The sequence below is a fragment of the Comamonas composti DSM 21721 genome, assembly GCF_000429845.1.
GTDB classification, from domain to species: Bacteria; Pseudomonadota; Gammaproteobacteria; order Burkholderiales; family Burkholderiaceae_C; genus Comamonas; species Comamonas composti.
Genome location: NZ_AUCQ01000002.1, coordinates 106059 through 125981, shown reverse-complemented (window position 1 = coordinate 125981; position 19923 = coordinate 106059). Strand labels below are relative to the sequence as shown.

Here is a 19923-nt window from a genome sequence, read left to right as displayed (position 1 = left end):
CTACGCTGCCGCGTTGGAGTGCAATCGGGAGGAGTTCGAGTCGATGGGCCGCAGCTTGCACCGGGGTGCAAGCAAGGGCCAGCGCGAAGAAATCGCCCGATTTCGCTCCAACCCTTGGGGCCAGTGCCTTTGCGGGCGGTCTACAGCGTTGCGAATCCTCGCAATAGCACGGCTATTGCTGCGGTGTCGCGCCTCGTATCCCATCCCGCACAGACACTGGCGCGGCACCGAGGAGATCGTAAACACGTTCTAAGGCCCATGCGTTTACTGCGCAGCGGCTGGCGGTGTCGAGGGCGCTGCTGCAGTGGGCGGCGCTGGCTTGCGGGCGGCCCCGCCTTGGCTCTCGGACGTGCCCGGAATGCCCAGGGTCTGCGGCAGGGTGGCGCGTTCGCGGGCAGCGGGTGTGTCGGGCAGGAAAAGCGCGCCTTTCTGGCCGCAGGCACCCAGGGACGCCGCACAAACGGCAAGGGCAATGCTCCTGACTAAAATTTGATGGGCTTTCAACATAGATGAATTGTAATGACCGACCTTGAATTTCTGGACCTTGCCGAGCGCCTGCTGCTTGCAGTGGAGCAAGACTGCGACCGCATCAACGAAGACACGGACGCCGACATGGATGCCCAGCGCGTGGGCGGCATGGTGACTCTGGTGTTTGCCAATCGCAGCCAGATCATCATCAATTTGCAAAAGCCCTTGCACGAGGTTTGGCTCGCCGCCAAGGCCGGCGGCTTTCACTACCGCTATGACCCGGCGCTCGGTCAGTGGCTGGACACCAAGGGGGCTGGTGAGTTCTTTGCCAATCTCAGCAGCTATGCGAGTCAGCAGTCGGGGCTGGAGCTGACGTTTTCCGCGCTCAAATGACGCACCCCCAGCAAAAAGCCCGGCATGCCGGGCTTTTTGCTGGGGGTCTGATCAGGGCTAGTTGCGGAACAGATCCAGGATCCGGTTGCGCTCTTCGCTTGCGGGAGGCGGGGTTGCCTCGCTGCCAGAGCCTTCGCCCATGGATGCATCCATGCCCAGGCTTCCGCCACCGCGGTGCGCATTCTCTTCGTAATACCATTCGCCGCCCATGTTGACCACGCCTGCAGGCACGGGCATCTCGGCCACGGGCACGCCCTTGAGCGCATGCTGCATGAAGCTGATCCAGATGGGCAGGCTCAGGCCGCCACCGGTTTCGCGGCTGCCGAGGTTGCGTGGCGTGTCGTAGCCGATCCAGGAGACGGCGGCCAGCGTCGGCTGAAAGCCTGCAAACCAGGCATCGACCGAGTCATTGGTGGTGCCGGTCTTGCCATAGAGGTCGGGGCGCTTGAGCGTGCCCTGGGCGCGGGCGGCCGTGCCCACGCGCGCCACGTCGTTGAGCAGGCTGTCCATGATGAAGGCGTTGCGCGGCTCTATGGCCTGGGGCAGGTCCTGCACGGGCGGCGGCGTGAACTCGGACAGTATGCGTCCCTTGTGGTCGGTGACGCGCGCGATCAGCCAGGGATTCACGCGGCGGCCGCCGTTGGCGAAGACCGCGTAGCCGGAGGCCATCTGCAGCGGCGTGACCGAGCCCGCGCCCAGGGCCATGGTCAGATAGGCCGGGTGCTTGGCTGCATCGAAGCCGAATCGCGTGACCCATTCCTGGCCCTGTTTGGGGCCCACGGCCTGCAGCAGGCGGATGGAGATCATGTTCTTGGACTTGTTCAGGCCTGTGCGCATGGTCATGGGGCCGTCGTAGCGCGAGTCATAGTTCTTGGGCTCCCAGGGCTGGCCGCCGGTGACGCCGGCGCTGAAGAACAGCGGCGCGTCGTTGACCATGGTCGAGGGGCTGAAGCCTTTTTCCAGCGCTGCCGAGTAGATGAAGGGCTTGAAGCTGGAGCCCGGCTGGCGCCAGGCCTGGGTGACGTGGTTGAACTTGTTCTTGTCGAAGTCGAAGCCACCGACAAGCGCCCTGATGGCACCGGTCTGGGGAACCAGGGCCACGAACGCACCTTCGACCTCGGGCAGTTGAGTGGCTTCCCAGTTGCCCTTGGCATTCTTGGTCACGCGGATCACGGCGCCCGGGCGGATCTTGGTGTTGGGCGGGGCCTTGCTGCTCAGGCCGGATTCCACGGGCTTGAGTCCTTCGCCCGTGATCTGCAACTGCTCTCCATCGGCGCGCGCGGCCGTGATCTTGCGCGGATCGGCCTCGAGCACCACGGCAGCAAGCAGGTCGCCATTGTCGGGGTGGTTGGCGAGCACGTCGTCGATCACGTCCTCGCGCGCCTGCTCTTCGGCCGGCAGGGCGATGAATTTTTCAGGGCCTCGGTATTTCTGGCGGCGCTCATAGTCCATGATGCCGCGGCGCAAGGCGCTGTATGCGGCTTCCTGTTCGCCGGCATTGATGCTGGTGTAGACGTTGAGGCCGCGCGTATAGGCCTCGTTGCCGTACTGGGCAAAGATCAGCTGGCGCGCCATCTCGGCCACGTATTCGGCATGCACGCGTGTATTGGCATTGGCTGCAGAGCGGATCTTGAGCGGCTCGGCCTTGGCCTCCTGGGCCTGCTCTGTCGTGATGAAGCCGTTTTCCTGCATGCGCTCGATGATGTAGAGCTGACGTGAGCGCGCGCGCTTGGGGTTGCTGATCGGGTTGTAGGCCGAAGGGGCCTTGGGCAGGCCAGCGAGCATGGCCGCTTCGGCCACGCTTATGTCCTTGAGCGGCTTGCCGAAATAGGCTTCACTGGCTGCGGCAAAGCCGTAAGCGCGGTTGCCCAGATAAATCTGGTTCATGTAGATCTCGAGGATCTGGTTCTTGCTCAGCAGATGCTCGAGCTTGAAGGTCAGCAAGATTTCATAGATCTTGCGTGTAAAGGTTTTTTCTGAAGAAAGGTAGACATTGCGCGCTACCTGCATTGTGATGGTCGAGGCGCCCTGACTCTTGACGCGCCCGAGGTTGGCCAGGGTGGCACGCAATATTCCCTTGTAGTCCACGCCACCGTGTTCGAAGAAACGGGTGTCTTCGATCGCCAGGACGGCATCGGTCATGACCTTGGGAATCTCTTGTATGGGAGTGAGCGTGCGTCGCTCTTCGCCAAACTCACCGAGCAAAGCGCCTTCGCTGGAATAGATCCGAAGGGGGAGCTTGGGGCGGTAGTCGGCCAGCTCGGAGACATCAGGGAGACTGGGATAGGCCATGGCCAGGCCGACAGCGATGGTCAGAACAAGAGCCAGTGCACCGGCCGCAGCAATGCCCATAAGCCACAGTATGGCTTTAGGGAACCAGTGCATGCGCTTGGCAACTGAGGTATTCGGGCCCGATGGGGCTTTGGAGTCTCGGGGGGAGGAAGACGGCATGTAGCAGGATGGGCTGAGGAGGGGCCCATTATAAAAATGAGCTTTCTCAGCGACTTGAGGGTCGTGAGGCGGTCTGAACCAAACCCGAATTCGGGCCAGAGTTTGCAATCATAGGCAAAGCAAAGAGTTTCTGCTTCTAACTTGACGAGGCTTAAAGGCGTCTGTTTTTGACCACGCGCAATAGCGCCTGCTTTGCTCCTGTGGGCTTGAGCCCAGTTTCTTGCTGATAGCATCCGGGCTGGGCAGTCGTCTGTTTCATTTTTTACAAAAGCAAGAGGGAGAGTGACTTGATCACTTTGGAGTCTTTATTCAGTCGTCAGCCAGCCCCCTTGCTCGGCGTCGATATCAGCTCGTCCAGCATCAAGCTGGTGGAGTTGTCAAAGAACAAGTCGGGTGAACTTTTGCTTGAGCGCTGTGCCATCGAGCCCCTGGATCGTGGCTGGGTGACAGAGGGCAATATAGAAAAATTCGACGAAGTTGCCGAGGCGCTGCGCAGGCTGGTCAAAAAAAGCGGTACCCGGACCAAGAATGTGGCCATGGCGCTGCCTGCATCGGCTGTGATCACCAAGAAGATCTCTCTGCCAGGCGGGATGAGCGAGCAGGAGCTCGAGGTCCAGGTCGAGTCCGAGGCGAATCAATACATACCCTTCTCCCTGGAAGAAGTGAGTCTCGACTTTTGCGTGATCGGTCCCTCGCCAGGTTCTCCAGGCGATGTGGATGTGCTGATCGCTGCATCGCGTCGCGAGAAGGTTCAGGACCGCCAGGGTCTGGCCGAGGCGGCGGGGCTCAAACCCGTCGTCATCGACATAGAGGGGCATGCCTCGCGCATGGCGGCTGAACGGCTGATAGAGCGCCTGCCCAACCGTGGTGAAGGGGCACTGGTGGCCTTGTTTGAAGTCGGGGCCATGACGACCAGCATGCAGGTGCTGCGCAACAGCGATGTGATCTATGAGAGAGATCAAGCCTTTGGCGGAGCCCAGCTGACCCAGCTGATTGCCCGCCAGTATGGTTTTTCGCAGGAGGAGGCGGAGGCCAAGAAGCGCAACTCCGACCTGCCCGACGACTATGGATCGGCCGTGCTCAAGCCCTTTGTGCAAAGCATGACCCAGGAAGTGGCGCGTGCCCTGCAGTTTTTCTTCACCAGCACGCCTTACAACCGGATTGACCATATCTTGCTTGCGGGAGGCTCATCTCCTCTTTCGGGCCTGGTTGAGGCCATCACCCAGCAAACCGGCTTTGCCTGCACTCTGGTCAATCCGTTTGACGGAATGGAGATCGGTGCGGGCGTGAGGTTGAAGCGTATGGCGCGTGAGGCGCCTTCCTATCTGACCTCCTGCGGTCTGGCCTTGAGGAGGTTTGCCTCGTGATTCTCATCAACCTTCTCCCTCATAGAGAGGCGGCGCGCAAACGTCGCAAAGAGGCCTTTCAGGCCACGATGGTGCTTTCTGCCCTGGCGGGCTTGTTGATCGCTGGAGCGGTTTACTGGTGGTTCCAGATGATGATCGAGGCGCAGCAATCCAAGAACAGCTTGTTGCGTTCGGAGATTACGGTTCTCGAGTCCCAGATCAAGGAAATATCGGGACTGGAAGCCGAGATCGCGGCTCTGCGCGCACGTCAGCAAGCCGTCGAGGACTTGCAGTCCGACCGCAACCTGCCAGTGCACTTGCTCAATGAGCTGGTCCAGCAACTGCCTGACGGTGTTTACATCAGCAGCATCAAACAGGATGGCTTGACGGTGAACATGCAGGGCGTGGCCCAGTCGAACGAACGGGTTTCGGAAATGCTGCGCAATCTTTCCGAAGGAACTCCCTGGTTCTCCAAGCCTGAGCTTGTGGAGATCGTGGCCAAGGTGGTCAGCGTCAGTGCCAAGGACCAGCGTCGCGCAGCTGCGTTCAACCTGCGCTTTCAGCTGACGCGTGCCAGCGAGGCAGAAAAAAATGCCGCAGCGGCCCAGACTGGAAAGGCTCAGTAATGGCCACGAAGATGTCTCGCAATATCGATTTTTCTGCCTTGCAGGAAAAAATTCAACGTCAGTTCAGCAATCTCGATCCCAACGACCCCTCGGTGTGGCCTGCCCTTCCCAAGGCGGCACTGTGCCTGTTTCTGGCAGCTGTCGTGGCCGTGCTGATGTGGTTTGTGCTGCTCTCGGACTATGAGGAGGAACTCGAAAGTGAGCGCAATACGGAAGCCACGCTGCGCACGGATTTTCAGCAAAAGCTCAACAAGGCCGTGAGTCTCGATGGTCTGAAAAAGCAGCGCGAACAGGTCCAGCAATATGTGACTCAGCTGGAAAAGCAACTGCCCAGCAAGGCGGAGATGGCGGCCTTGCTGTCCGACATCAACCAGGCTGGTCTGGGACGTAGCCTGCAGTTCGAAGTGTTCAGGCCAGGCTCCATGGTGGTCAAGGAGTATTACGCCGAGCTGCCGATTGCTCTCAAGGTCACGGGACGCTATCACGACATAGGCGCGTTTGCCTCGGATGTGGCGCATCTGTCGCGTATCGTCACCTTGAACAATATAGGCGTGACGCCCTCGGGCAAGGACGGTGACGTCCTGAGCATGGAGGCCACGGCCAGGACTTTCCGTTATCTGGATGCTGAAGAGGTTCAGGCCCAGCGTGCAGCAAACAAGGGGAAGTCGAAATGATGCGCATGCTTCATAAAACCTGTCTGCTGCTTGGCAGTGCTCTGGCTCTGAGTGCCTGCACTTCTTCCGGCGAAGATGAGCTGCGTTCCTGGATGTCGGAGCAAAGAGCGAATGCCCGCCCGCACATCAAGCCCCTGCAGGAGCCCAAGCCCTTTGTCCCCCAAGCCTACCTGGGCTCGGATGGCATGGACCCATTCAATATGCTGAAGCTGATACAGGCTTTGCGCAAGGAGATGAATCAGTCCAGTGTCAACACCAGTCTGATAGCTCCCGAGCTCAATCGTCGCAAGGAAGCTCTGGAGGCTGAACCGCTGGACTCCATGGTGATGGTCGGCAGCCTGGACAAGAAAGGTACCCCCACAGCCTTGATCAAGGTGGGGGCACTGCTCTACCAGGTGCGTCTGGGCAATTACCTGGGGCAGAACTACGGAAAGATCACCAGGATTACGGAGAACTCCATCCAGCTGAGAGAAATCGTTCAGGACGGTGGCGGCGATTGGATAGAGAGAACAAGCACACTGGAGTTGCAGGAGGGAAATAAATGAGGCGCATTGATTGCAGCATGTTGAACAAGGTTCGCTGGACAGGTGTACTGAGCAGCTTGCTGCTGTCTCAGGCCGTATGGGCTCAAGCCGCAATAGAGTCGGTGGTCGGGACCTTACAGGGGGGGACCGAGGTGGTACGGGTCGAGTTGTCTCAGCCGCTGGAGGCAGATCCCACAGGCTTTGTGATTCAGTCGCCTGCACGTGTGGCACTGGACTTTCCTGGGACCAGCAATGCCACGGGCAAGTCGCTGGTGGAGGTCAACCAAGGGAATCTGCGTTCCATCAATGTTGTGGAGGCTGGCGGGCGCGCTCGTCTGGTGCTGAACCTCAAGACGGCGACCGCCTACAAGACAGAGCGCCAGGGCAAGGCTTTGCTCATCATGCTGGATCCTGTGTCGGCAGCGACGCCGAGCAAAACTGCCGAAGCAAGGGTATTTGAAGCCAAGGCCTCGGCCAGCGATGTGCTTCCCATTCGCGATGTCGACTTCCGGCGTGGCAGTGATGGCGCAGGCCGTATCGTGGTCGGTTTGAACAGCAGCCAGGTGGGTGTCGATCTGCGTCGCGAAGGCAAGGGGCTGGTCATCGACTTTTTGCGCAGCTCATTGCCCGAGGGGTTGCGCCGCAAGCTGGATGTGGCCGACTTCGGAACACCGGTGCAGACAATTTCTTCCGCCCAGCAAGGGGATATCGTGCGCATGCGCATCGATCCTGTGGGTGACTGGGAGCACAGTGCCTATCAGAGCGACAACCAGTTTGTGATCGAGATCCGCCAGAAAAAAGTGGACATCAACAAGCTCACCCAGGGACCTGGTTACAGCGGCGAAAAGCTGTCGCTGAATTTCCAGAACATCGAGGTGCGCTCTTTGCTGCAGGTGATTGCGGATTTCACCAACTTCAATATCGTGACCTCGGATACGGTCACGGGTGCCTTGACGTTGCGGCTCAAGGACGTGCCCTGGGATCAGGCCTTGCAGATCATCATGGATGCCAAGGGCCTGGGCATGCGCAAGTCCGGCACCGTGTTGTGGATTGCCCCCAAGGATGAGATCGATGCACGTATCAAGCGTGACTATGAGGCCGCCAGGGAGATCGAAAACCTTGAGCCTTTGAGAACCCAAGGGTTTCAGTTGAACTATGCCAAGGCCGCAGACATCCTGCAGCAGATTGCAACCAATACTGGAGGCTCTGGGCAGTCCACACGCTTTCTTTCTCAGCGAGGCTCTGCGATTTCCGAGCCCAGAACAAACCAGTTGTTCGTGACCGATACGCCAGCCAAGCTCGAGGAGATGAAGGCCTTGCTGGCAACGCTGGACGTGCCGGTGCGTCAGGTCATGATCGAGGCGCGTATTGTCGAGGCCCGGGATACCTTCGGGCGCTCTCTGGGAGTGAAGTTTGGTGGTGGCTCGAATGGCAACAAGCATTGGAATCTGGGCGGCAGTTATGCCGACGTAGCGCCAGGCTCTTCTACGTCCTCGCCTTTTGTCAACCTGCCTGCAAGCGTTCCAGGTGTCACTGGCGCGGGCTCGCTGGCATTCTCCATTTTCAACAGTGCAGCCACTCGTTTCCTTTCGCTGGAGCTTTCAGCCATGGAGGCCGATGGCGATGGAAAGATCATCTCCAACCCGCGCCTCGTCACTGCCGACCAGAACAAAGCCTTGATCGAGCAGGGCACGGAATATCCGTACTCCATGACAGCGCCTAACGGTGCAACGACGGTTGCCTTCAAGAAGGCCGTGCTCAAGCTGGAGGTGACCCCTCAGATCACCCCCGAAGGGGACATCATTCTGGATCTGGATGTGAACAAGGACAGCCGTGGCGAGGTGACTCTCCAGGGGGTGGCCATCGACACCAAGCACATCAAGACCCAGGTGCTTGTGGAGAATGGCGGTACTGTGGTGATCGGCGGCATTTTCGAGATCGAAGAGACCAATCAGGTTGTCAAGGTTCCCGTGCTGGGTGACGTGCCCGTGCTGGGCAATTTGTTCAAGAGCAATACCAAGGGCTCGACCAAGCGTGAGATGCTGGTCTTCATCACTCCGCGCATGCTTTCATCGCAACTGCGTTCTGGCAATTAACGCGGGTTGATTCCTCAAGGCCTGGGCGCTTGCATGCACCAGGCCTTTTTTGCGTCCTGGCCTGCCGGATCCTGCACAATGCGCGCTGTCTTCAGGCCGTGTCCTGAGGTTGCAAACAGGCTGGGTCATGATTTTTTTCACAGATAAACATATTGCACTCGTAGGTTTGCCGGGTTCGGGCAAGTCCACGATAGGGCGCCAACTGGCGCGTCGCTGGTCGTTACCGTTTATCGATGCGGACGCGGTCATAGAGCAGCGCCTTGGAAGCAGCATTCGTGATTTTTTTGCGCAGCATGGTGAAGAGTCCTTCAGGGACGTCGAGCAGCAGGTCATTGCAGGTCTGCTGGGAGATAAGCGCCAAATGGTGATTGCGACCGGCGGAGGGGCCGTGCTCAGGCCAGCAAATCGGGCAGAGCTTGGAGCGCATGCCTTCGTGGTCTATCTGAGTGCCGCCCCCGAGGAAATTGCCAAGCGCCTGCACGGCGATACACAGCGCCCCTTGCTGCAGGTTCACAACCCCATGCAGCGTTTGCTGGATTTGCATGCACAAAGAGGCCCTTTGTACGAGGAGGTGGCAGGTCTTGTCGTGAACGAGGCAGGGAGGCCGGCGGTGCAGGTGGCGCAAAATGTGCTGCAGCAACTGGAGCGCTTGCAAAAACAGTCAGAGGCCGATGGTGCTAGGCACGCAAATAAGGAGAATTGATTTGGAGAGCATAGAAATTGACTTGGGCGAGCGCAGCTATCCGATTGCCATAGGTAGCGGCATTTTGTCCGATGCGGCTATTTATCAAGGCTTGCCGGCTGCGGCCCAGGCCGTGATCGTGAGCAACGGAACCGTGGCCCCCTTGTTCGAGGCCAGGTTGCGTGCCGTGCTTCAGCCACGTTATAAAAACATCCAGACCGTGGTCCTGCCCGATGGCGAAGAGCACAAAAACTGGCAGACGCTGAACCTGATCTTCGATGCTTTGCTCACCCATGGCTGTGATCGCAAGACTCTGATGTTTGCGTTGGGTGGTGGTGTGATCGGCGACATGACCGGCTTTGCTGCTGCTTGCTATATGCGCGGTGTGCCCTTCGTGCAGGTGCCGACCACCTTGCTGGCCCAAGTCGACTCCTCTGTGGGAGGCAAGACGGCCATCAATCATCCGCTGGGCAAGAACATGATCGGAGCCTTCTACCAGCCGCAGCTGGTGGTGTGCGATCTGGAGACCTTGGTCAGCTTGCCGCAACGCGAGCTCAGCGCCGGTCTGGCGGAGGTCATCAAATACGGCCCGATTGCCGATATGGGCTTCATGGCTTGGCTTGAGGCGAATATGCCAGCTCTGTTGGCCCGCGATGCCATTGCCTTGAGCCAGGCAGTCAAGCGCAGCGTGGAGATCAAGGCCGAGGTCGTGGGCCAGGATGAAAAGGAAGCCGGCCTGCGTGCCATTCTCAATTTTGGCCACACCTTCGGGCATGCCATGGAGGCGGGTATGGGCTATGGGAAATGGCTGCATGGTGAAGGTGTGGGTGCAGGCATGGTCATGGCGGCCGAGCTGTCGCAGCGGCTGAACTTGGTTGACCAGGATTTTGTGCAGCGCCTTCGCCGGCTGATCGAGTGTGCAGGCTTGCCTGCCAAGGGGGCGGTTATCGACGAAAAGGACAATGCGGGGCGCTATCTGGAGCTCATGCGCGTGGACAAAAAGTCTCAGGCTGGCGAGATTCGCTTCGTACTCATAGACGGTCCTGGCAAGGCCGTGGTGCAATCCGCACCTGATGACTTGGTTCGCGAAGTCATCGACGCCTGCTGCATCTGACGATCACATCAGGCTGTAGCGGTCGAACTGCTACAGTGAGCTGCATGCGCACAACGAGGCAATGCATGCAGACCTTGGCTCCCTATGCCTGTCACCCGGCGCAAAGCCGGGGAAGGCGCTTTGAAGAAGCTGCAGCGCCCACGCGCAGCGATTTTCAACGTGATCGCGATCGTATCGTCCACTCCTCGGCCTTCAGGCGGCTGGTCTACAAAACCCAGGTCTTCATGAATCATGAGGGGGACCTGTTTCGCACGCGGCTCACGCATTCGCTGGAGGTGGCCCAACTTGGCCGCTCCATTGCGCGCTCCTTGCAGCTCGATGAGGATCTGGTTGAAGCCATCAGCCTAGCCCACGATCTGGGCCATACGCCATTCGGTCATGCAGGGCAGGATGCACTCAATGCCTGCATGCGTCTGCATGGCGGGTTCGAGCACAACCTGCAAAGCCTGCGCGTAGTCGACAAGCTCGAGGAGCGTTACCCCGAGTTTGATGGCCTGAATCTTACCTTCGAGACCCGCGAGGGCATTCTCAAGCACTGCTCTCGTTCGAATGCGCAAAAGCTTATCGAGCAGGAGCCCGGCGGCGTGGCTTTGCGCTTCCTGGATGCTACTCAGCCATCGCTGGAGGCCCAGTTGTGCAACCTGGCTGATGCCATTGCCTATAACGCACACGATGTAGATGATGGCGTGCGCTCGGGGTTGATCAGCATGGCCCAGCTGTGCGAGTCCGTGCCATTGTTTGCGCGCTATCACCATGCCACTCTGGCCGAGTATCCGACGCTTGCCATGCCCGAGGCGGAGCGCCGGCTGTTGTACGAAAGCATACGCCGCATGCTCAGCGAACAGGTCTATGACGTCATCGATGCCACGCGCAAGAAACTAGAACAGCTCAAGCCGCAATCGGTACAGGAAGTACGAGCCCACGGTGCTGCGCTGCTGAGCTTCAGCGAAGACATGAGAAACGATTCCCTGCAACTCAAGCAGTTTCTGTTTTGCCATCTTTACCGTCACCCCCGGGTTGTGAGCACCATGGAGCAGGCCCAGCAAATAATTGGCGAGTTGTTTGCGGCCTACATGTTGGAGCCTGAGCGCATGCAACCGCGCTTCGTGCAAAGAGCCAGACGGGCAAAGAACATGTCCGAGCGGGCGCGTGCTGTTGCAGACTTTATTGCGGGGATGACGGATCGCTATGCTGCGAGAGAGCATGAGCTGGTTTCTGGACGGCGTTTGCTCGGTTGATCCCGCCTTCTTCTTGGGCCCGCCGCTAAAATACGCATTTAGCGTGCCAGGGCAGGAAGGGATTCCCGGACGGCTGCGCAATGTCTGGGGGCGGCAGCGCCCCCGTTTGCATTTTAAAGAGGCACAGCCATGACCGACTCTAGCAACGATATCCGCTCTCAGGAATTTCCGCCTGACCTCATCATCCAGGACATGGTGCGCTGGCTAGAAAAAGCCGTGATCGGACTGAATCTGTGTCCTTTTGCCAAGAGCGTGCATGTCAAAGGTCAGATCCATTATGTAGTCAGCCGGGCCAGCGATGCTGAAGGCGTGGCCCAAGACCTGCATCGAGAGCTTGAGGCCCTGGCTGAATCCTCACCCGATAAGCGCGATACCACGTTGCTCGTACTGCCTGAGGCGCTGGCCGATTTCCTGGACTTCAACGACTTTCTGGAAATCGCCGATGCCATGATCGAGGAGCTTGACCTGGGAGGGATTCTCCAGGTGGCCTCGTTTCATCCGCAATTCCAGTTTGAGGGAACGGATGTGGACGACGTGACCAACTGCACTAACCGTGCACCCTATCCCACCTTGCACCTGTTGCGTGAGGACAGCATAGACAAGGCCGTGGAGGTCTTCCCCGAGGCCGAGACTATTTACGAACGCAACATCGGGGTGTTGGAAGGTTTGGGGTTAGAGGGGTGGCTGGAGCTGGATGTGGGGCCTCGGTGTCCCATGGTTCAGGCCGCTGCTAAGCCGGGCGAGATTCAATGAAGCCCCGCCACACTAAGCCTGAACAGGATCTGGCGCAGCAACTGGAGCTCAGGCCGGGCCAGTCCATAGAGTTACTCAAGGCGCTGCATATCCTCACGCGTGAGGGGCGGATCAACCAGGACTCACGACGCAAGCTCAAACAGGTCTATCACCTTTATCAATTCATTGCTCCGATTCTCGAAGAGCTCTCCAATAGCGGCTGCGCATTGAGTCTGGCAGATCATGGCGCGGGAAAATCCTATCTGGGCTTCATTCTTTACGACCTCTATTTCAAGGCTTTGGGGTGTGGCCATATTTACGGCATAGAGACGCGGGCTCCCTTGGTGGAGGCCTCGCAGAAGCTGGCAACCAGGCTGGGTTTTGAGCGCATGAGCTTTCTCAACATGTCGGTGGCCGAGTCTGCCCGAACCCAGGCCATGCCCGAGGCGTTCGATGTGGTCACGGCCCTGCATGCCTGCGATACGGCTACTGATGATGCGATCGCGTTCGGACTTGAGAAGAAGGCCGGAGCCATGGTCATCGTGCCCTGCTGTCAGGCCGAGGTCGCAGCCTGTCTGCGACAGAACAAAGCCTTGAGTCTGGCGCGCACGCCCCTGGCTGAACTGTGGCGCCATCCCTTGCACACGCGTGAAATTGGCAGTCAGCTAACCAATGTGTTGCGCTGTCTTCATCTTGAAGCCTGCGGTTATCAGGTGACTGTCACAGAACTTGTGGGCTGGGAGCACAGCATGAAAAACGAACTCATCATCGCCAGGCACACAGGCCAGAAAAAGCGCAGCAGTGCAGAGCGCCTTCAAGCTCTGCTGGCGGAGTTTGGCCTTGAGCAAGCATTGGCCCACCGTTATGCGTTGGAGCAGGTGATCTAGGGTGCGATGCTCTGTGAGTTGTTTGCTGAAAGCAACAATCCTGTTGCCCGCATGTGCTTAGATAAAGTGAGCTGGCATTTCGCCATGGCTATACTGATCCTTGATCATATATGGCCATTAAATAGAAGAATTATATAGATATCAGTCATGAATCCACATGCAGCACACCCATCTTCTTTCATTGGAATGTTGAAGGCAGTTTGGTGCAATAGACAGCTTATTTTTCGCATGACTCGCCGGGAGATTTCAGGGCGCTATCGTGGTTCTCTTGTGGGGATATTTTGGTCCTTGCTGAATCCACTTTTCATGCTGGCTATCTATACCTTTGTCTTTTCTGTGATTTTCAAGGCTCGTTGGGGTGTAGAAGAGGCTGGTCGTGGAGAGTTTGCTATTGTTTTGTTTGCGGGGTTGATTGTATATGGTTTTTTTGCTGAGGTTATTAATAAAGCTCCTCAATTGATTTTGGGTAATGTAAATTATGTGAAAAAAGTTGTTTTTCCTCTGGAGGTTTTACCCGTTGTTCATTTGTTGGTGGCTTGCTTCCAGGTTTTTGTAAGTCTTTGCGTTTTATTAGTTGCTCAGTTTGTTGTGAATAAATCACTTTCATGGACTGTATTGCTTTTCCCTGTTGTCATGACCCCTTTGCTTGTTTTGACTCAGGGCTTGGCATGGATAATTGCATCTCTGGGGGTTTTTATTCGGGATATAGGTCAGGTTATGACCTTATTAACATCGGTCTTGTTATTCATGTCTCCCGTTTTCTTTCCTTTGAAGTCATTGCCTGAAAATTTTCAACCCTGGATGCAAGCCAATCCCTTGACATTTATTATAGAGCAAGTCAGAGGGGTTCTTGTTTTTGGTGAGATGCCAAATATATGGGGTCTTTTTTTGTATTTTTTGATTTCTCTTTTGTTTTCACTAATCGGGTTTAAGTGGTTTCAGAAAACGCGTAAGGGATTTGCTGATGTTCTTTGAAAATGGCAAGGAGAGCAAGCCGCAAAATAATGAGCGTGAAGTTGCAATTCGTGTTCGTGAGCTTTCCAAGAAGTATCAAATCTATGACACACCAATTCAGCGACTGAAACAGTTTGTTTTCCCGCAATTGAGAAAATTCTTTAGATTAGAAAATAAGCAATATTTTCGAGAATTTTCGGCACTTCAAAATATATCTTTTGAGGTAACCAGAGGTCAAACCGTAGGCGTTATTGGCCGTAATGGATCTGGAAAATCGACATTGCTTCAGATTATTTGCGGAACACTATACCCTTCTGCTGGTGATGTCGAAGTAAATGGGCGTGTTGCGGCTTTGTTAGAGCTTGGGTCGGGTTTTAATCCGGATTTTACGGGGCGTGAGAATGTTTATTTTAATGCAAGCATTCTTGGTCAAAGCGAAGAGATTACTCGGTCTAAATTCTCTGCTATTGAGTCGTTTGCTGATATAGGTGATTTCATAGATCAGCCAGTTAAAAATTACTCCAGTGGAATGATGGTGCGATTGGCGTTTTCAGTTATCGCCCATGTAGATGCTGATATTTTGATCATTGATGAAGCCCTCGCCGTAGGAGATGCTTTTTTCACACAGAAATGCATGCGTTTTCTCAGAGAGTTCATGGCGACTGGGACGGTTTTCTTTGTTAGTCATGATCTTGGTGCTGTAAAAAATTTATGCACTGATGCTGTTTGGATTGATAAGGGTATATTGCGTTACGCTGGGGATTCTCGGGCTGCATGTGATCTTTATATCGAGGAGCTATTTGGGCAGATGAGCAAGGATGTTGATGATCAGGATGGTGATTCTTCTCATAAATCAGCTGCAGATGAAATAAATATTTCCAATGATAAAAATATTGAGCCAAAAAATAAAGAAAATTCAGCTAATAAAGTGCCAAAAGGATTTTTTTCAAATCAGACAAAAAAAGATGTTCGCTCAGACCTGTTAGATCGCTCTGTTCTACGTAACGATATTCGTGTCTTTGATTTTGATGTTGGTGCTAATTCTTTTCATACGGGCTTGGCAACAATTGAAAATGTCTACTTTGGCAATATGGAAGGAAAACCCCTTGCATATATTATTGGTGGAGAAACTATTACTCTTGAAGTTAAAGTAAAGGCTCATGCTGATATTGAATCACCTATTGTTGGATTTTATCTAAAAGATCGTTTGGGTCAGAATATTTTTGGCGAAAATACTTGGCTGAGTTATTGTGATGAATACTTTCTTCTTCCTGCTGGAAATTATTTGACGGCGCGATTTGTTTTTGATATGCCGCGATTGAATGTGGGAGACTATTCAATTACGGTCTCTTTTGCTGAAGGAACGCAAGAGTCTTTTATTCAACACCATTGGATTCATGACGCATTGCACTTTACTTCACAAAGCAGTAGTGTTTTTGGAGCCTTGATAGGTATTCCAATGCAGGAAGTGGTCATGCAAACTTTTCCTCCGAAAGAGGATGTGAGAGTATCAGGTGCCGGAGGACAGTTGTAATGGTGGATGAAAATAATCATAAGCCACGTCTATCCATCGTGATCATTGCCTATAATATCGCGAGAGAACTGCCGCGTACACTCTATACTTTGGCTCCACACTACCAAAGGAATATTAATCCTAAGGATTATGAGATTATTGTCGTTGATAATGGCTCAGATGAACCAGTTGATAGTGATTTATGGGAAGCATGGCAGGCATGGCCTAATCAGTATAGGCTGATACGTATAGAAAATGCGAGTCCATCTCCCGCCGCAGCCATTAATCGAGGCTTGGCGAAAGTGCGCGGAGATTATGTCGGTGTGATGATCGACGGTGCTCGTATGTGCACCCCAGGTTTGCTTGGTTATGCTTTAAGTGCTTGTCAGTCTACTCCTGTTGCGGTTGTTGGCGCTCTTGGCTGGTATTTAGGCTATGATTTTCAACGCCAATCTATAGCCCAAGGCTACGATAAACATCAGGAAGATATTTTACTGGAGAGCGTGGACTGGCGAAGAGATGGCTACCAGCTCTACAGTATTTCTGCAATGGATGAATCTTCCATCGATGGTTGGTATGCGCAGATTGCAGAATTTAATGCGCTCTTCATGCATCGTAACCAATGGGAAATCCTTGGAGGCTATGACGAAAAATTTGATCTTCCGGGTGGAGGGTTAGTCAATCTTGATATGTGCAAGAGAGCACTGGAGCAAGAGCACGCGCAATGTGTGCTCCTCCTCGGCGAAGCTACCTTTCATCAAACTCATGGTGGAACTGCAACAAATTCAAGTCTGAGCAAAGCTCTTCAGGATTGGGAGCGTTGGTGCATCCAGTATCAAGCGATCCGGGGAGAAGCCTACCTGGTACCGCAGTTGCGCAAGCCTGTAATTCATTTTGGTGAAATGCCTGAGCCAATGCGTTTGCATTATTTACGTGCACTGGCATTTCCATCACAAGATTCCTTTCCTTTAGGGGAAGATTTCAGCAATTCCTCTTGGGCAATGCCTGACTCTATTTGGAAAATCTCCGCTTTGTCAGAGCATTCAAAATATCAAAGCGTTATTGCTCAAATATTGAAGACGGCCTTGCAACGACGTCAGTATGCTGAGTTGGTTCAGGTGTGTCGAATGCTCAGGCAGCGTCTGCCTGAATGGAAAGCTCCGCTCCATCTATTGAGTTTGCTGTCTCCTTGGCTTCCTCGCTCCATGGCAAGCGAAAAATCACCATTGTGCGATATCGTCAAAGCTGCATTGGATGGTGGGCATATTTTTGCTCCTGCTCCTGCTGCTGCTGCTGTTGCTGCTTCTGCTTCTGAAATAGAAATAATTAATAGTCATAATAATCTTAATCATATGAACGCCCCCAAACGCTCTGCCTTTTCTATAGAGTCTTCTGTTTTTTTGGAACCTCATCACCTGACACATCCTGCCCCTTGGGCTGGACATATTCCATTCGCAGCGTGGCTACTTTCCATTCAAAAGCCAGGCACTTTGGTTGAGCTAGGAACTTATTCTGGAATATCTTATTTGGCTTTCTGTCAGGCTATTTTGGAAAATGACTTGCCTACGCGTGCTTGGGCTGTAGATACATGGGAAGGTGATGCCCATGCCGGTGCTTATGATGAAAGTATTTACGAAAGTCTGTGTCGAGCACATGATCCTCATTACACAGGGTTTTCCATGCTCTTGCGCATGACATTCGATGATGCGTTACCTTATTTTGCACCGCGATCGGTTGATCTTTTGCACATCGATGGATTGCATACTTACGAGGCTGTGCGCCATGACTTTGAAACTTGGTTGCCAAAGATTTCAGAGCGTGGGGTTGTCCTTTTTCATGACACCAATGTCTATCGAGATGATTTTGGCGTACATCGCCTGTGGGCTGAGCTATCGGAGAAATATCCCAGCTTCCATTTCCCGCACAGTAATGGTTTAGGGGTACTACTGGTCGGTCCGAGTCAGCCTCAGGAGTTGCTGGATTTATGTGATGCAAAGCAGGAGAGCTTGCAAAGTCAAGCGCTAGCGATGTTTGGCAGCTTGGGGGCTAGACTCGAAAGGCGAGCTGAAGTGCTGATGCTGAATATCCAGCTCAAAGACTCTACCCATAGAGAACAGCACTTGCAGGCCGCAGGCGAGCAGCGGCATCAGTGGATTGAAAAGCTGGATACTGATATCCTGACTCTCAATCAGGCCAATAATCAGTTGCAAAATCAGATCAATGAGCGCGAGCGGGATGCTGTTCGACTAGAGGATAGAATTTCAATTCTGGAGCGAAATGCTTTAGAGCTAAACAGCACCATTCGGCATGAGCGGCAGCAGATCAATGCATTAATGAGCTCACGAAGCTGGCGCTGGACATCTGGCCTAAGATTTTTGGGTCGTATTGCACGTCGCTTTGGGGGATATCAATTAGCCAAGATATTGAGGCGAGCACGTAATGCAATTCGATATGTTGCAAGGGGAGATATCTCAGGGTTGCGACGAAGAGCTCGGCAAATAAGGCGTGAAGCTTTGCGTCAAAAATCTTTGCTGCGTAATGGTAATGCTGGCCTCAGTATAGGAGTTATAGCCACTTCTCATACAGTGTTTGTAGCTCATCTGATAGAACAAGCATTGACTGAGATAGATATAGATGTTGCCGTGCTGATAGGTGAGCAGAAAAGCTTTGATCTTGATTACTATATTGTGCTTTGTCCTCAGATGTTTAAGCAACTGCCACCGGGGCAGCAGCGCATTGCATTCCAGATGGAGCAGAGCGTTAGCTCACGTTGGTTTACATCCAAATATATTTCAATATTAGAAGAGTCTTTGGCTGTATTGGATTATGCGCAGAGTAATCTTCGATTTCTCGGTGATAAAGGAATATCTTATCCGCATACCTTTCTGCTTCCAATAGGAGGACTGCCAAGTTACTCTAATGTAATTTGGCAGCAAGGTAGGGAAAATAATGATGATGATGAGAAAAATAAAAAATGTGATGTGCTATTTTATGGCGATATAAATGCTCCTCGACGTCAAGAGATGCTGAATGTTTTACGTCAGAATTTTAATGTGCGCGTAGAGGGGAATCTTTTTGGAGAGGACTTGTATCTGGCGATTAAAGGAGCAAGTCTAGTTGTCAATATTCATTACTATGAAGGAGCATTGCTGGAGACTACGCGTATCTATGAGTGTTTGTCTTTGGGTGTTCCTGTAGTCTCGGAAAGCAGCTCCGATATGCAAGATCATCAGCATTTGTTGGATAGTGATGCTGTTGATTTCTCACCCATTGGAGATATCGACGCTCTCGTGAAAACTGTGGCGCACAAGTTGGAGCAAATTAAAAACAAGCCTGAAGCTATTTCTCAGTCTATAGAGACTGTGGTGGAGACTAGTGCGCAGCATTTTAAGTTCATGTTGTATCGTGCTTTGTTGGGAATAAAATTGCTGACTCCAAAGCAATGGGAGAGAGCGACAGCAATGTTTTCCCTGCCTGCATCAAAGCTGGTTTTAAGCATGCCAGAGACTTATCTGCGTCGAGATTATTTCCTGGAAAAAACTGCTACGCGAATGGGGCATGCTCAATTGTTTGAGGGTGTGCGATATGTTCCCGGCTGGCGTGGTTGTGCTTTGAGCTATCAGTACATGGCAAGAAAAGCTCTTCAGGAGGGAGTGCCGTATCTTGAGATATCTGAAGATGATGTGGCTTTAGACCATTTCTATGAAGATCGCAAGGCATTGGTAATGCAATGGTTGAGCGAAAATTCACAAGAATGGGATGTCTTTGCAGGGTTGATTGCACAAATTCATCCTAAAACGCAAGTCTTGGCTGTACATGAATATCAAGGCCTCACTTTAGTTGTATTGGATCGTATGACGAGTATGGTTCACAATATTTATGCTCCTTCGGCACTGCGTGCCTTGGCGAAGTGGGATGCCGATAATGAAGATCCGCATGTCAACACTATCGACGCGCATCTTCAAAATCACGGCGCACTGCGAGTTGCTGTGGCGCTACCATTTTTAGTTGGTCATGCGGAGGAAGTGCAGTCTTCATTGTGGGGGTTCAACAATGTTCAATACTCCAGCATGATCTCTGAAGCGCAAGCGGGGCTGCAGCGTATGGTGGTGGAGTTTCAAGCTGCAAAGGTGGTTAGTTGAAAAGTGAAGTGTTTCAGTGGGTTTGGCTCGGGTTTGAAACTCTTGATTTCCAGCCAGAAGTGGTCCCCTAGTCGAGGGGGCAG

General features: G+C 53.7%; 16 protein-coding genes. 14 read left to right on the top strand and 2 right to left on the bottom strand.

Annotated features, from left to right (window positions below; translation table 11 throughout):
* Positions 1 to 264: 264 nt before the first annotated feature.
* Entirely contained in the window at positions 265 to 507 is a 243-nt protein-coding gene (gene lptM / locus G486_RS24465) for an LPS translocon maturation chaperone LptM (RefSeq protein ID WP_084454985.1), read from the bottom strand.
* Between the two features lie 12 nt (positions 508 to 519).
* Between lptM and cyaY the strand changes: the two genes are divergently transcribed.
* Entirely contained in the window at positions 520 to 861 is a 342-nt protein-coding gene (gene cyaY / locus G486_RS0102305; protein WP_027014076.1) for an iron donor protein CyaY, read from the top strand.
* A gap of 57 nt (positions 862 to 918) precedes the next feature.
* On the opposite strand, the gene G486_RS0102300 is transcribed toward cyaY, so the two are convergent.
* Positions 919 to 3246 carry a penicillin-binding protein 1A gene (locus G486_RS0102300; RefSeq protein ID WP_027014075.1) on the bottom strand — a complete coding sequence of 776 codons (2328 nt, stop codon included), beginning with the start codon at positions 3244 to 3246 and terminating at the stop codon, positions 919 to 921.
* A gap of 353 nt (positions 3247 to 3599) precedes the next feature.
* On the opposite strand from G486_RS0102300, the gene G486_RS0102295 reads away from it, so the two are divergent.
* The 13 genes from G486_RS0102295 to G486_RS23310 all read left to right on the top strand — a co-directional run bounded on the left by G486_RS0102295 (position 3600) and on the right by G486_RS23310 (position 19840).
* Positions 3600 to 4679 (top strand): pilus assembly protein PilM, encoded by a 1080-nt coding sequence (locus tag G486_RS0102295; RefSeq protein WP_027014074.1) that lies wholly within the window; start codon positions 3600 to 3602, stop codon positions 4677 to 4679.
* Positions 4676 to 5284: a PilN domain-containing protein gene (locus tag G486_RS0102290; RefSeq protein ID WP_027014073.1), complete on the top strand. Its 609-nt coding sequence runs from the start codon at positions 4676 to 4678 to the stop codon at positions 5282 to 5284. The genes G486_RS0102295 and G486_RS0102290 overlap by 4 nt, the downstream gene beginning before the upstream one ends.
* Entirely contained in the window at positions 5284 to 5958 is a 675-nt protein-coding gene (gene pilO, locus G486_RS0102285) for a type IV pilus inner membrane component PilO (RefSeq protein ID WP_027014072.1), read from the top strand. The genes G486_RS0102290 and pilO overlap by 1 nt, the downstream gene beginning before the upstream one ends.
* Positions 5959 to 5963: 5 nt before the next feature.
* The gene (locus G486_RS0102280; protein ID WP_407059783.1) at positions 5964 to 6503 is read left to right on the top strand and encodes a pilus assembly protein PilP; all 540 of its coding nucleotides are present in this window, start codon (positions 5964 to 5966) and stop codon (positions 6501 to 6503) included.
* On the top strand, positions 6500 to 8578 hold the full coding sequence (pilQ, locus tag G486_RS0102275) for a type IV pilus secretin PilQ (RefSeq protein ID WP_027014070.1): 2079 nt from the start codon (positions 6500 to 6502) through the stop codon (positions 8576 to 8578). Before G486_RS0102280 ends, pilQ begins: the two co-directional genes overlap by 4 nt.
* A gap of 127 nt (positions 8579 to 8705) precedes the next feature.
* Positions 8706 to 9281, top strand: a complete 576-nt coding sequence (locus tag G486_RS21340; RefSeq protein ID WP_051303031.1) for a shikimate kinase — start codon at positions 8706 to 8708, stop codon at positions 9279 to 9281.
* A gap of 1 nt (position 9282) precedes the next feature.
* A complete protein-coding gene (gene aroB, locus G486_RS0102265; RefSeq protein WP_407059782.1) occupies positions 9283 to 10374 on the top strand; it encodes a 3-dehydroquinate synthase in 1092 nt (363 codons plus the stop codon).
* Between the two features lie 65 nt (positions 10375 to 10439).
* Positions 10440 to 11612, top strand: a complete 1173-nt coding sequence (locus G486_RS0102260) for a deoxyguanosinetriphosphate triphosphohydrolase (RefSeq protein WP_027014068.1) — start codon at positions 10440 to 10442, stop codon at positions 11610 to 11612.
* Positions 11613 to 11741: 129 nt separating this feature from the next.
* Entirely contained in the window at positions 11742 to 12365 is a 624-nt protein-coding gene (locus G486_RS0102255) for a DUF1415 domain-containing protein (protein WP_027014067.1), read from the top strand.
* Positions 12362 to 13231: a class I SAM-dependent methyltransferase gene (locus G486_RS0102250; protein WP_027014066.1), complete on the top strand. Its 870-nt coding sequence runs from the start codon at positions 12362 to 12364 to the stop codon at positions 13229 to 13231. The genes G486_RS0102255 and G486_RS0102250 overlap by 4 nt, the downstream gene beginning before the upstream one ends.
* Before the next feature lie 147 nt (positions 13232 to 13378).
* Positions 13379 to 14206, top strand: coding sequence for an ABC transporter permease (locus G486_RS23320; RefSeq protein WP_084454984.1), 828 nt, complete (start codon positions 13379 to 13381; stop codon positions 14204 to 14206).
* Positions 14196 to 15719, top strand: coding sequence for an ABC transporter ATP-binding protein (locus G486_RS23315; protein ID WP_084454982.1), 1524 nt, complete (start codon positions 14196 to 14198; stop codon positions 15717 to 15719). The genes G486_RS23320 and G486_RS23315 overlap by 11 nt, the downstream gene beginning before the upstream one ends.
* A complete protein-coding gene (locus G486_RS23310) occupies positions 15719 to 19840 on the top strand; it encodes a class I SAM-dependent methyltransferase (protein WP_084454981.1) in 4122 nt (1373 codons plus the stop codon). Before G486_RS23315 ends, G486_RS23310 begins: the two co-directional genes overlap by 1 nt.
* Positions 19841 to 19923 lie beyond the last annotated feature (83 nt).